General features: G+C 69.7%; 9 protein-coding genes. 4 read left to right on the top strand and 5 right to left on the bottom strand.

Annotated elements, in window-relative coordinates:
• Window positions 1-616: 616 nt before the first annotated feature.
• The gene (locus tag ACIRGA_RS25845) at window positions 617-1447 is read right to left on the bottom strand and encodes an SAM-dependent methyltransferase (RefSeq protein WP_400945261.1); all 831 of its coding nucleotides are present in this window, start codon (window positions 1445-1447) and stop codon (window positions 617-619) included.
• 139 nt (window positions 1448-1586) lie between these two features.
• Complete coding sequence (locus ACIRGA_RS25840; protein ID WP_400945259.1) at window positions 1587-2684, bottom strand: WD40/YVTN/BNR-like repeat-containing protein; 1098 nt, start codon at window positions 2682-2684, stop codon at window positions 1587-1589.
• 144 nt (window positions 2685-2828) lie between these two features.
• Between ACIRGA_RS25840 and ACIRGA_RS25835 the strand changes: the two genes are divergently transcribed.
• Together ACIRGA_RS25835 and ACIRGA_RS25830 are read left to right on the top strand one after the other, a co-directional pair.
• Window positions 2829-4148 (top strand): protein kinase, encoded by a 1320-nt coding sequence (locus ACIRGA_RS25835; protein ID WP_400945257.1) that lies wholly within the window; start codon window positions 2829-2831, stop codon window positions 4146-4148.
• Between the two features lie 48 nt (window positions 4149-4196).
• A complete protein-coding gene (locus ACIRGA_RS25830; protein WP_360087515.1) occupies window positions 4197-4583 on the top strand; it encodes a hypothetical protein in 387 nt (128 codons plus the stop codon).
• On the opposite strand, the gene ACIRGA_RS25825 is transcribed toward ACIRGA_RS25830, so the two are convergent.
• On the bottom strand, window positions 4576-4752 hold the full coding sequence (locus tag ACIRGA_RS25825) for a hypothetical protein (RefSeq protein WP_360087512.1): 177 nt from the start codon (window positions 4750-4752) through the stop codon (window positions 4576-4578). The genes ACIRGA_RS25830 and ACIRGA_RS25825 overlap by 8 nt on opposite strands.
• A gap of 60 nt (window positions 4753-4812) precedes the next feature.
• Window positions 4813-5355 carry a type 1 glutamine amidotransferase domain-containing protein gene (locus tag ACIRGA_RS25820; RefSeq protein ID WP_400945254.1) on the bottom strand — a complete coding sequence of 181 codons (543 nt, stop codon included), beginning with the start codon at window positions 5353-5355 and terminating at the stop codon, window positions 4813-4815.
• A gap of 97 nt (window positions 5356-5452) precedes the next feature.
• On the opposite strand from ACIRGA_RS25820, the gene ACIRGA_RS25815 reads away from it, so the two are divergent.
• Window positions 5453-6460: a DNA topoisomerase IB gene (locus ACIRGA_RS25815; RefSeq protein ID WP_400945252.1), complete on the top strand. Its 1008-nt coding sequence runs from the start codon at window positions 5453-5455 to the stop codon at window positions 6458-6460.
• On the opposite strand, the gene ACIRGA_RS25810 is transcribed toward ACIRGA_RS25815, so the two are convergent.
• Window positions 6443-8020, bottom strand: a complete 1578-nt coding sequence (locus tag ACIRGA_RS25810) for a SpoIIE family protein phosphatase (protein WP_400945250.1) — start codon at window positions 8018-8020, stop codon at window positions 6443-6445. The genes ACIRGA_RS25815 and ACIRGA_RS25810 overlap by 18 nt on opposite strands.
• A gap of 130 nt (window positions 8021-8150) precedes the next feature.
• On the opposite strand from ACIRGA_RS25810, the gene ACIRGA_RS25805 reads away from it, so the two are divergent.
• Window positions 8151-12851, top strand: a complete 4701-nt coding sequence (locus ACIRGA_RS25805; protein ID WP_400945248.1) for a HAMP domain-containing protein — start codon at window positions 8151-8153, stop codon at window positions 12849-12851.
• Window positions 12852-12941: the final 90 nt, after the last annotated feature.

Genomic DNA, 12941 nt, shown 5'->3' with positions numbered 1-12941 from the left:
TGGTCCACACGGCACACTTCCCCCTACTAATTGGCCGTTTTTTGGATTTTGTGCGGTTTTGGGGGGGGGGCTGGCGGGGGTTTCGGGTTCTAACCCGAAACGCCACTCACGACCAACGTGCCCCACCAGGCCGCCGCGCTTGCTCGCCCTGCTGTACATGAAGGCCCCCTTCCTTGCGCATGGCGCAGTGAAGGGGCCCTTCATGTACTTGGGGAAGGCGTGAAGGTCGAGTTTCCTCGGCTGAGCCGAGGGAAGGGGTCCTTCACGCGCGACCGCTGTGCCTGCTGGACCTGGTGGGGTGTCGCTGAGGCTGAGGTGGCGATCGTGGAGTCCGTGAACACCTAGCCGCCACAATCAGTAGGCACCTAAAACACCCTTGGCCCTAACCCGAAACGCCGCTCACGACCCGCGCTTGACCAGGGCCGAAGGCTCCCTTCACCGCATTAGACGCGGCGAAGGGAGCCTTCATCCCACCATCGGCCCGCCCGAGCACACGCCACGTTTGACCTTCGGCTCAATATCCCTCTTCACCACTCACGACCCCGTCGTAGATCGGCACAAATCAGCCAAACCAGGCGCCAAAGTGTCCCTTGTGGACAGCCGGGAAGGTCACTCCCTAAAGCTTGATCCCCACGCCGCCGAGGCTCAGGTGGTTCAGCTCGGTCAGCGGGGCGAGCCGCGGGCCTTCCGGCCACCATTCGTGCAGGGGGACCACGCCGGGCTCGAGGATCTCCAGCCCGTCGAACAGCGACTCGATCTCGGCGCGGCCGCGGTGCACCGTGCGGTGCCCGGTGCCGGCCATCAGGTCGTCGAGTTTCCGGGCGAGCGCGGCACGGGAGCCCTCACCGGGCGTGAAGTCGTGGGTGATCAGCACGTAGGAGCCCGGCGCGATCGCGTCGACGTAGGCGCGGACGATGGCTCGCGCCTTGCCGAGGTCTTCGATGTGGTGCAGCACCGAATTCAGGATCACCGCGACCGGGCGGTCGAGTTCGAGGTGCTCGGTGACCACCGGGTCGGAGAGGGTCTGCGCGGGATCGGTCAGATCCGCGCCGCTCACGTGGACGAGGTGGTCCTCCAGCAACGCCAGGCCGTGTGCCTGGACGACCGGGTCGTGGTCGACGTAGACGACCAGCGCGTCCGGGTTGTACCGCTGCGCCGCCTGATGCGTGTTCTCCGCGGTGGGCAGCCCGGAGCCCAGATCGAGGAACTGGTCGATACCGCGGGCGCCGGCGAGGAACCGGACCACCCGGTTCGCCCAGGCGCGGAACTCCTTGGCCATCGCGGCGGCGTCGGGGGCGACGGCGAGCAGGTCCACGACGGCCTGCCGGTCGACCTCGTAATGGTCGTGCCCGCCGAGAAGGACGTCCTTCATCCGGGCGAGGTTGGGCTTGCTGTAGTCGAGGGGAAGCGGGCGCCTCGGCACAGACCGGACCTCGTCCGAAGTCATGGACACGTTCCACCCTTCAGCCGCGCACGGGCCGCGCGAACGCGCCCACGGCTCCCTCGACATCGACGGACCGTACACAGATTACGACATGGCGTGCACCCACGTGAACCTCCCCAAGGGCCTTGGCTACCTGCGCCGATCACCCGAAACCGAGTTCACGCCAGGTCCGTCCGCCATCGGTGGTGCGGTACACGGCGGACCCGCCGTCGGCGTCGGGCAGGCCGTCCACGACCACACCGACGCGCTCGTCCGGGAAGTCCAGATCGTTGAGGCAGACCCCGCGGCCGCTGAGCACGGTCGTCGTCCAGGTCGTCCCGCCGTCGGCGGTGCGGTGCAGGAATCCGGTGCCGCCGCCTTCCGCCGCGACGGTCGCCGCCGCGGGCGAAGCCGCGCTGAAGCTCTGGTTGATCCCGACGGTCGGCGCTTGCGCCGTCCCGGTGAAGTGCCCGCCGAGCTTCGGCGCGCGCCACAGCCGCCGGACGGTCGACCCCGGGTGCGGCGCACCCGGTCCCCCGCTGCACAGCGCCAGCACCTGCCCCTGGCGGACGCCGCTCAGCGAAGCCGAACTGTCCGCCGGGCAGGGCGGCGGCGCGGCCGCGAAGGTCAAGCCGTCCGAAGACGTCCAGTACTTCTGGACGCGGTAGTCCGCACCCATGGACACCTGGATCCCGCCGCTCGTGGCGATGTCGCCGTAGGTCGTGGAGCCGGTGACGGTGAATCCCGGGACCGGCTGGAGCAGCCGTGTGCCGGAGATCCCGGCGTACAGCTTCGTCGTCGACGGGCTGCCGAATCCGGTGACCATCGCGAACACCCGAGGGCCTGTTTCGGCGATCTTCGAAATATAGAAGGGTTCCCGCACCCCGACGAGCCTGACTTCGGACCATTTGCCGCCGCCGTCGCGGCTGGCGAGCAGCCGGGTGCCGTCGGAGAGGAACACGTCGTGCTCGTCGATCACCGTGAGCTTGACCTGATTGTGGTTGTCCGGCAACGAGATCGGCGGTTCGCCGGCGCGCCGCCACCGCTTCCCGCCATCGGTCGTCGACAGCAGGGACGCGCACCATCCCGGTTTCCCGCACGGCGAGAATCCGAGGACGAAGCCGCGCGACGGCCCGGTCCAGCTCGTCGACGCGGGGGCGAAACCCTTGGGCACCAGCGCATCGGCGACGGCGGGCGGAGTGAAGACGGCGAGAGCGGTCAGTGCGGCGGCGGCGAGCGCGGCCCACCGGTTCGGCTTCATGACCACGAGACGTCCGGCCCGCGCCCGGGTTGTCCGCCGTTCGGGGTGAACCCCCAGATCATCTCCGGTACGCTCGCAAACCTTGTTTCGCCCGGGGCCGGACCGGGTATACGGCGTTCGGCCGGTGAGACGGAGGTAGCACCGATGGACGACGCGGGTTCGCGTGCTGGCGGTGACGACGAGGAAGAACCCGATGCCGGGACCACTCAACGCCGGTTCAGCCTGAACGTCCACGACCCGGACCATCTGCCGCGCAGGCTCGCCGGCCGGTACGAGGTCGGAGAGCTGCTCGGCCGTGGCGCGACCGCGCGCGTGTTCCGCGCCTGGGACCTGCGCGAAGAGCGCGAAGTCGCGCTGAAACTGTTCCACGCCGACACGATGACGCGGGACGAGCGCCGCCGTCAGCAGGAGATCCAGACCCTCAGCGCGGTCCGCCATCCCGGGCTCGTCCCGATGTACGACGCGGGCTCCGACGACGGCTACAGCTATCTCACGATGCGCCTGGTCGACGGCCCGAACCTGGCCCAGCGCCTGCGCTCCGGCCCGCTCCCCCAGGACGAGGTCGTCGAGCTGACCGCCCGGCTGGCCGACGCGCTCGCGCACGTCCACGCGCACGGCATCACCCACCGTGACCTGAAACCGGCGAACATCCTGCTCGACGGCGAAGGCCCGCTGATCGGCGACTTCGGGGTGGCGCACGCCTTCGACGCGACCAGGGTGACCGAGACCGGCGGCGTCGTCGGCACGGCGGCGTACATGGCGCCCGAGCAGGTCCGCGGCGAGAACGTCGGACCGCCGGCCGACATCTATTCACTCGGTCTGGTCCTGCTCGAATGCCTGTCCGGGGAACGGGAGTACACCGGGACGCCGGTCGAGGCCGCGGTCGGACGGCTGCACCGGCCGCCGCGGATCCCCTCCGGGCTGTCGGCGACCATGACGACGCTGTTGCGCGGGATGACGGCACGGAAGCCGTCGCAGCGCCCGACGGCCGCGGCGATCTCGCGGATCCTGCTGGAGGATTCCACCGGGACGAAGGTCGCCCACCTCGCGCCGGCCACCCGCAAACGGGCGGCCGTGGTCGCCGCCATCAGCGCGCCCGCCGCCGCGATCACCGTCGGGGTGCTGCTGGCGCTCAACCAGACCGGGACACTCTCGCCGGTTCAGCCGGACGGCCCGCTGCCTCCCGCGTCGACCGGCCCGTCCGGCCCGGTCGCGGGTCAGGGGCCGCGGTACTCGGAGGTCGTCGAGGTGCCCACCCACGGCCCGAAGGCGAGCAACGGCACGGTCGCGGTGACCGACACCGTCCCGGCCTCCGCGAATCCGCCGAGCACCACCGAAGGCCCGGTCACCTCGACGCCGAGCGGCACGGCCACCTCGAGCGACCGGCCGAGCACCTCGACGAAGCCGAGCAAGACCAAGCCGAGGCCGCCGACGAAGAGCAGCAGGCCCGGCCCGCCCGGCTGAGCGACCGCCCGACCGGGTGTCCACAGTGGACAATGATGGGAGACGGCGATGACCTACCTCAACGACCCGCGTGAGCCACCGGAAGAGATCGTCGAACAGACGCCCGCAAGGATCCGCGTCGTGCGGGTCGTCAACGCCCTCGTCCACGCCGTTTGCTGGATCTTCGCGCTGGTGCTGATCGTGCACATCCTGCTGGTGTTCGGCGAGGCCAACCCGGGGAACGGGTTCGCGCAGCTGATCGACCAGTGGTCGCGAGCGGTCTCGCTCGGGCTGCGGAACCTGTTCACGCCGGAAGGCCTCAAACTCCGCACCCTGTTCAACGACGGTCTCGCCGCGTTGCTGTGGCTGATCATCGGCGGCGTGGTGACCGACCTGGTCTCGCGGATCGGCCTCCCCGGCCCGAAACGGGTCTGGTACCGGCGACCGCTCAGTTGAGCGAGCCCGGATTCCCCTCCGCGGCGTCACCCGCCTGGGCCTGCTCGGCCTGGGCGTCGGTGACCTCCGGGGCGGCCGTGGTCTCCGCGCGCCGCTGCTCTTCCGGCTCGTGCTCCGTGTCGAAGTGCTCACGGCACCAACGGCCGTAGCGTCTGGCATGCACGGTCATCGCGGCACCTCCTTCTCCCGTCACCCACGATCCCCCATCATTGTGACGTGCGCCACTCGTTTATCCGGCGAATCGGGCCACGATCGCGGCGCAGAACGCGGGCAGGTCGTCCGGGTTGCGGCTCGACGTCAGGTTGCCGTCGATGGCGACCTCCTGGTCGACGACGGTGCCGCCGGCGTTGCGGATGTCTGTGCGCACGCTGGGGTACGACGTGAGCGTGCGGCCGCGGACCACATCGGCCTCCACCAGCGTCCACGGCCCGTGACAGATCACGCCGACCGGTTTCCCGCTGTTCACGAAGTCGCGCACGAAGCGCACCGCGTCCTCGTCCGCGCGCAGATTGTCCGGATTCATCGTGCCGCCCGGCAGCACGAGCGCGTCGAAGTCTTCGACCGTGACGTCCTTGACGACCCGGTCGACGGTGAACTTGTCCGCCTTGTCGATGTCGCCGTTCATGGCCTGGATCTCGCCGGGTTCCAGCGAGACGACCTCGGCCGTCGCCCCGGCGTCCGTGACCGCCTTGCGCGGTTCGACCAGTTCGACCTGTTCCACCCCGTCCGCGGCGAGGATGGCCACGCGGCGTCCGTTCAGCGATGTCGTCATCGGTTCCCTCCTGAAGTCGTGGTCGCCCCCCGGCTACCCCGGAGCGGGCCCGCCGAACCATGGGTATGAACCGCGATCACCGGGGTATTCGCCGCGCATGCGACTGCGGCGAGCGGATCTGGGGACTCCCGGTATCAGGAGGCGGAGGAAAGGCCGCGGCTTCCGCTATCTGACCCCGGACGGCGAACCGCTGAAGGACGAGGAAACGATCGAGCGGATCGACGCACTGGCGATCCCGCCCGCGTGGCGGCGGGTGTGGATCTCCCCGCACGAGGACGCCCACATCCAGGCCGTCGGAGTCGACGACGCCGGCCGAAAGCAGTACCTCTACCACCCCGAATGGCGACGGGCCCGTGACGAGGAGAAGCACGAGCGCGTCCTAGCGCTGGCGCGGCGGCTCCCCCGGCTCCGCCGGACCATCCAGGAAGATCTCGCTTCCCGCGGTCTCACTCGCGATCGGGTGCTCGCCGGCGCGCTCCGCATGCTCGACCTCGGCGTGTTCAGGACCGGTGGCGAAAGCTACGCCGACGAGAACGGCACGCACGGGGTGGCGACACTGCTGTGCGAGCACGTTTCGATCCGTGAGGGCTGCCTGCTCTGCGACTACCCCGCGAAAGGCGGGATCCGGCGCAAGGTCCGGCTCCGGGACGACGACCTGGTACGCCTCGTGCGTTCCCTGCGGCGCGCTCGCGGCGGGGACGTGCGCCTGCTCGCCTACCGGAACGGTCGCGGATGGCAGGAAATCCGGGCCGAAGACCTCAACGAGCGGTTCAAGGAGCTCGCGGGCGACGATTTCACGGCCAAGGACCTGCGCACCTGGAACGCCACCGTTCTGGCCGCTTCGGCCTTCGCGGACAAGGAAAAACCGGCCAGCGAACGAGGGGTGAAGCGGGTCGAGAAGGCCGTGATGACCGAAGTCGCCGAAGGGCTCGGCAACACCCCCGCCGTGGCGCGACGGTCCTATGTGGACCCTCGCGTGATCACCGCCTACCGCCGGGACCGGACCATCGCGCACGCGGCCAGGCGAGCCGAAAAGGTCTCCGATCCCGATGAGGCCCGCGACATCGTCGAGCGGGCCGTGGTGCGGCTACTGAACGGGTCGTGAGGCTTCGATGGCGAGGACGGCGATGTCGTCGTGCGTCCCGCTGCCGAGCCATTCCCGCACCGCGGAGCGGATCCGGGCGACCACCTCGCGGCCGGACAGCCCCCGGCAGCCGACCAGCAGCTCACGCAGCCGCTCGTCCCCGAACAGGTCCGACGGCCGCTCGTGATGGCGCGCTTCGGTGATCCCGTCGGTGTAGAGCAGGCAGACGTCGCCCTCGGCCAGCCGGATGGCCGTCTCGGCGAACCGGGCCTGCGGGGAGATCCCGACCAGCGTGCCGGGCAGGGTGATCTCGTCGACCCCGCCCCGGCGGCGCACCACCAGCGGCGCGGGATGCCCGCCGGAGGCGAGGGTGACGCCCAAACCGTCTTCGCCCGCCAGCACCGAACCGAGCACCAGGGTGGCGAAGCGGCCGCTGCCGCCGGTGATGAGGAGGGAGTTCAGCAGGCTCAGCAACGTGGTGTTGTCGTGCTCGACGAGCTCGAGCGCGGCGAGGGTCTGCCGGACCCGGCCGGTGAGCGCGGCCGCCTCGGCACCCTTTCCGCAGACATCGCCGAGGACGAACATCGCGCCGCCGTCTTCACGCGGCAGGACGTCGTAGAAGTCGCCGCCGACGTCGAGCAGGCCACCCGACGGCTCGTACCAGACGTCGAACTTGACGCCCTCGACGTCCGGTGGCGGTGTCGGGCGCAGCGTGGTCTCCAGGCCGCGTGTCGCCTCTTCCTGGCGGGCGTAGCGGTGCGCGTTCGCCAGCGCCGTGCCGGCCGCGCGGGCGAACTCCGTCACCGCGCGCGGGTGGTCTTCGCCGAACGCGGGCGCGCCGCGCCTGCCGAGCACCACCGCGCCGGTGACCCCGGCGCCGCCGTCGAACCCCAGTGAGACCACGGTCACGGACGGATGGACGGCGAGCCGTTCCGCGACGATCGCGGGCAGCGTCGCGACCTCTTCCTCCGGGACGGCCTTGGCCTCGGGTTCCTCGGTGGAGGCGAAGGTGCCGGCCAGCACCGGCGCGAGCTGGGCCGGGACCCGGCGGATCCGGCCGTGCCCGTGGTTGGTGCGGTGATCGCAGCTCCACCATTCCCACCGGCCCCGGGTGGTCGGCAGCAGCACGAACACGCAGTCGGCGAGTTCGGCGGCGGCGACCTCGGCGATCACCTTCGCCGTCCCGTGCCGTCCTCGCGCGGAGGCCAGGCGGGGCGCCGAAGCGGCGAGGAAACCGTCCACGCGCGGGCCGTCGGCCGCGACCGCGGAGGTCACCGTCCACGCGTGCCAGCCGCCGGGCAGCGTCCGGATCCTGGCCGGGAACCGGCGACCGGTGTGCTCGACATGCCCGACGTCGGGACCTTCGGCGGTCAGTATCGGGCGGCCACCACCGAAGAGTTCGCGGGCGGCGGGGTTCGACCAGCGCAGCGCGCCGCCGACGTCCTGCACGAGCACCGCGTCACGGACGTCTTCCAGCAGCTCACGCCAGAACCGCCCGGATTCGGGCAGCGCGCCCTCGCTCGTCGCCGGCGACGACTCCGAGGGGAGCGACGTCGAGGCCGGGGCCGGCCGTGACACCATTCCCGGACCTCCTCCTGCCTTGCGGGTAGCGCAGTGTGAGCGGGCGGACTGGCTCGAAGTGTAGGTCGAATCATGGCACGCTGATGCGACGACCATGGCTTGGCATGCGTGGTGGAGAGGGTCGACACAGATGACACAGCACTCCCAAAGGGACCGGATCCCCGTGGAAGGTGGTGGCGGCCAGGTGGACGAAGCGACCCTGGAACGCCTGCTCGCGGCGGCTCGTGACCTCGGGGACGGCAACTTCCGGCGGCGGCTCGTGGCGCACGGCGACGGGCTCGCGGCCCAGCTCGCGGGCGCCTTCAACGACATCGCCGAGCGGAACCAGCGACTGGTGACCGAACTCCTGCGCGTCCGCGAGGCGGTCGGCAAGGAAGGCAGGCTGACCGAGCGCGTCGCGGCCGAGATCGGTCCCGGCGGCTGGGCGACCGCGGTCGACGTCGTCAACGGGCTGATCGAGGACGTGAGCAGGCCCACGGCCGAGCTCAACCGTGTCCTCGGGGCGGTCGCCGAGGGCGATCTGTCCGAACCGATGCCGCTGGAGGTCGGCGGACGGCCGCTGCAGGGTCAGTTCGCCGAGGTCGCGAAGACGGTCAACGGCCTGATCAAGCAGCTTTCGCGGTTCGCGACCGAGGTCACCAGAGTGGCCCGTGAGATCGCCACCGAAGGACGGCTCGGCGGCCAGGCCGAGGTCCCGGGCGTGGCGGGCACCTGGCGTGATCTCACCGACAACGTCAACGTCATGGCCAGCAACCTGACCGACCAGGTCCGCAACATCGCCCAGGTGACCACCGCGGTGGCGCGGGGCGACCTGACCCAGAAGATCAACGTCGACGCGCGCGGCGAAATCCTGGAGCTCAAGAACACTGTCAACATCATGGTCGACCAGCTGTCGTCGTTCGCCGACGAAGTGACCCGGGTTTCGCGCGAGGTGGGTAGCGAAGGCCGTCTCGGCGGCCAGGCGCAGGTCCCCGGCGCGGCGGGCACGTGGCGCGACCTCACCGACTCGGTGAACCTGATGGCCGACAACCTGACCGACCAGGTCCGCAACATCGCCCAGGTGGCCACGGCGGTGGCGAAGGGCGACCTCTCGCAGAAGATCAACGTCGACGCCAAGGGCGAGATCCTCGAGCTCAAGAACACGCTGAACACGATGGTCGACCAGCTCTCGTCGTTCGCCGACGAGGTCACCCGGGTGGCGCGCGAGGTCGGCAGCGAAGGCCGTCTCGGCGGTCAGGCGACCGTGCCGGGCGTGGCCGGGACGTGGCGCGGGCTCACCGATTCGGTGAACCAGATGGCCGACAACCTGACCGACCAGGTCCGCAACATCGCCCAGGTCACCACGGCGGTGGCGAAGGGCGACCTGACCCAGAAGATCACGGTCGACGCGCGCGGCGAGATCCTCGAACTCAAGACGACCGTCAACACGATGGTCGACCAGCTGTCGTCGTTCGCCGACGAAGTCACGCGAGTCGCGCGTGAAGTCGGCACGGAAGGTCAGCTGGGCGGCCAGGCGCAGGTGCCGGGGGTCGCCGGGACGTGGCGCGACCTCACCGGGTCGGTCAACTTCATGGCGAACAACCTCACCGCGCAGGTCCGCAACATCGCCCAGGTGGCGACGGCGGTGGCGAAGGGCGACCTGTCGCAGAAGATCGCCGTCGACGCCAAGGGCGAGATCCTCGAACTGAAGAACACGCTGAACACGATGGTGGATCAGCTGTCGGCGTTCGCCGACGAGGTCACCCGTGTCGCCCGCGAGGTCGGCAGCGACGGGCGGCTCGGCGGCCAGGCGCAGGTGCCCGGCGTGGCCGGGACGTGGAAGGACCTGACCGACAACGTCAACTTCATGGCGAACAACCTGACCGACCAGGTCCGGAACATCGCCCAGGTCACCACCGCCGTCGCGAAGGGCGACCTGACGCAGAAGATCATCGTCGACGCGCGCGGCGAGATCCTGGAGCTCAAGAACACCGTCAACATCATGGTCGACCAGCTCTCGGCGTTCGCCGACGAAGTCACCCGGGTGTCACGCGAAGTCGGTACCGAAGGCAAGCTCGGCGGCCAGGCCCAGGTGCGCGGCGTCGCCGGGACCTGGAAGGACCTCACCGACAACGTCAACGTCATGGCCACCAACCTCACCGACCAGGTGCGGAGCATCGCGACGGTGACCACCGCGGTGGCGAACGGCGATCTGTCGAAGAAGATCTCGATCGACGCCCAGGGCGAGGTCGCCGTCCTCGCCGAGACGATCAACAGCATGGTCGAGACGCTGCGCGCGTTCGCCGACGAGGTCACCCGTGTCGCCCGCGAGGTGGGTACGGAAGGCATCCTCGGCGGTCAGGCCCGCGTGCCGAACGTGGCGGGTACGTGGAAGGCGTTGACGGACAACGTGAACGTCATGGCCGACAACCTGACCGGCCAGGTCCGCAGTATCGCGACGGTGACCACCGCGGTGGCGCAGGGCGATCTGTCGAAGAAGATCGACATCGACGCGCGCGGCGAGATCCTCGAACTCAAGACGACCATCAACACCATGGTCGACCAGCTCTCGGCCTTCGCCTCCGAAGTCACCCGTGTCGCCCGCGAGGTCGGCACGGACGGCACGCTCGGCGGCCAGGCGGAGGTGCCCGGTGTCGCCGGCACGTGGTCGCGGCTGACCGAAAGCGTGAACCAGCTGGCCGGGAACCTGACCACCCAGGTACGCGCGATCGCGCAGGTGGCCACCGCGGTGACCGCCGGCGATCTGACCCGGCACATCACCGTCGACGCGTCCGGGGAGGTGGCCGAACTCAAGGACAACATCAACCAGATGATCGCGAACCTGAAGGAGACCACCCGGGCGAACCGCGAGCAGGACTGGCTCAAGACCAACCTCGCGCGGCTGTCCGCGCTCATGCAGGGGCACCGCGATCTCGCGTCCGTGGCGTCGCTGATCCTGTCCGAGCTGACGCCGCTCGTGTCCGCGCAGCAGGGCGCGTTCTTCCTCGCCCGCGAAGACGAGCAGGAAGAGGTGGTCCTGGAGAGCATCGCCACCTACGGGCTGGCGAAATCCCAGAACGGGCTGCGGTTCTCCCCCGGCGAATCGCTCATCGGGCAGGCCGCCGTCGACCGGCGCACGATACTGGTCCACGAAGCGCCGCCGGAGTACGCGCTCATCTCGTCGGGACTCGGTTCGGCCGCCCCGGTCAACGTGATCGTGCTGCCGGTGCTGTTCCAGGGCGAGGTGCTCGGTGTGCTGGAACTGGCGACCATCAACGCCTTCAGCACCGTCCACATCGACCTGCTGGAACAGCTGAAGGAGACCATCGCGGTCAACGTCAGCACCATCCAGTCGAACTCGCGCACCGAGGCGCTGCTGACCGAATCCCAGCGCCTGGCACAGGAACTGCGTGCGCGGTCCGAGCAGTTGCAGGCGCAGCAACGGGAACTGCGCCGGTCCAATACGGATCTCGCGGAGAAGGCGGCGCTGCTGGCGCAACAGAACCGCGACATCGAGGTCAAGAACAGCGAGATCGAGCAGGCGCGGCAGGAGCTCGAAGAGCGAGCCGGGCAGCTGACCATGGCGTCGCAGTACAAATCCGAGTTCATGGCGAACATGTCGCACGAACTGCGGACCCCGCTCAACAGCGCGCTGATCCTCGCGAAACTGCTTTCGGAGAACCCGGACGGGAACCTGTCGGAGAAGCAGGTCCAGTTCGCGCGGACGATCTACTCGGCGGGCAGCGACCTGCAACAGCTGATCAACGACATCCTCGACATGGCCAAGGTCGAGGCGGGTCACCTCGACCTGCAGATGTCCGACGTCACGCTGCCCGAACTGGTCGAGTACGTCGAATCGATCTGCCGTCCGCTCACTTCGGACAAGGGCCTGGAGTTCGCCGTCCTGATCGACCCGCCGGTGCCGTCGTCGATCCACACCGACGAACACCGCTTGCAGCAGGTACTGCGGAACCTGCTGTCCAACGCGGCGAAGTTCACCGACGAAGGCGGCGTGCGCCTGCACATCCGGATGGCCGACCCGGGCGAGGTCGAAGCCGACTCGCTCCGCGACGCCCCCGGCGTCCTCGCGTTCGCCGTCGAGGACACCGGGATCGGCATCGCGCCGGACAAACTCGCGATCATCTTCGACGCGTTCCGCCAGGCCGACGGCACCACCAGCCGCAAGTACGGCGGCACCGGGCTTGGCCTGTCGATCAGCCAGCAGCTGACGGAACTGCTCGGCGGCGAACTGCGCGTCCGCAGCGACCCCGGCAAGGGCAGCACGTTCACCCTGTACCTGCCGGTGAGCGCGGCGAACCTGGTCGTCCCGACCGCCAAGGCGAGCGGTGTCCCGCTGATCATGGCCGTCCCGCAGGTGATCCCGGTGAGCCCGTCGCTGCGGTTCCACGGCGAGAAGATCCTGATCGTCGACGACGACCTGCGCAACGTCTTCGCGCTGGCCGCCGTGCTGGAACGCAACGGCCTGGAGGTCATCTACGCCGAGACCGGCGTCGCGGGTATCCGGGCGCTGGAGCGGCACGAGGACACCGCGCTCGTCCTGATGGACGTGATGATGCCCGAACTGGACGGCAACGCCACGATCACCGCGATCCGCGCCGAGGCCGCGCACGAAGACCTGCCCGTGATCGCCGTCACCGCGAAGGCGACCGCGGAGGACAAAGCGCGAACCCTCGCTTCGGGCGCGGACGACTACGTGACCAAACCCGTCGACACCGACAAGCTGCTGGACCTGATCGCGGCCCACCTGGAGGCGGACGCCGCCTCCAGCGGCCTCTCGCAGGCCGTGGCGGGCACGTCGGACTCGGACGCTTCGGAACCCGGCTCGGACTGAGCTTCGGTCCAGGTGGTGGGGGGGGGGGGGGGGGGGGGGGGGGGGGGGGAGGCCCCCCACACCCACCCCCCCCCCCCCCGGCCCCACAAA

It is taken from the genome of Amycolatopsis sp. NPDC102389 (genome assembly GCF_044765885.1).
GTDB lineage: Bacteria > Actinomycetota > Actinomycetes > Mycobacteriales > Pseudonocardiaceae > Amycolatopsis.
The sequence above is the reverse complement of the archived record's forward strand: the minus strand, read 5'-3'. Positions and strand labels throughout refer to the sequence as shown.

Excerpts from the sequence above, each read along its gene's own strand:
- ACIRGA_RS25825 (WP_360087512.1), bottom strand. The coding sequence starts at position 4,752 with ATGACCGTGCATGCCAGACGCTACGGCCGTTGGTGCCGTGAGCACTTC.
- ACIRGA_RS25815 (WP_400945252.1), top strand. The coding sequence starts at position 5,453 with ATGCGACTGCGGCGAGCGGATCTGGGGACTCCCGGTATCAGGAGGCGG.
- ACIRGA_RS25835 (WP_400945257.1), top strand. The coding sequence starts at position 2,829 with ATGGACGACGCGGGTTCGCGTGCTGGCGGTGACGACGAGGAAGAACCC.
- ACIRGA_RS25810 (WP_400945250.1), bottom strand. The coding sequence starts at position 8,020 with ATGGTGTCACGGCCGGCCCCGGCCTCGACGTCGCTCCCCTCGGAGTCG.
- ACIRGA_RS25840 (WP_400945259.1), bottom strand. The coding sequence starts at position 2,684 with ATGAAGCCGAACCGGTGGGCCGCGCTCGCCGCCGCCGCACTGACCGCT.
- ACIRGA_RS25820 (WP_400945254.1), bottom strand. The coding sequence starts at position 5,355 with ATGACGACATCGCTGAACGGACGCCGCGTGGCCATCCTCGCCGCGGAC.
- ACIRGA_RS25805 (WP_400945248.1), top strand. The coding sequence starts at position 8,151 with ATGACACAGCACTCCCAAAGGGACCGGATCCCCGTGGAAGGTGGTGGC.
- ACIRGA_RS25830 (WP_360087515.1), top strand. The coding sequence starts at position 4,197 with ATGACCTACCTCAACGACCCGCGTGAGCCACCGGAAGAGATCGTCGAA.
- ACIRGA_RS25845 (WP_400945261.1), bottom strand. The coding sequence starts at position 1,447 with ATGACTTCGGACGAGGTCCGGTCTGTGCCGAGGCGCCCGCTTCCCCTC.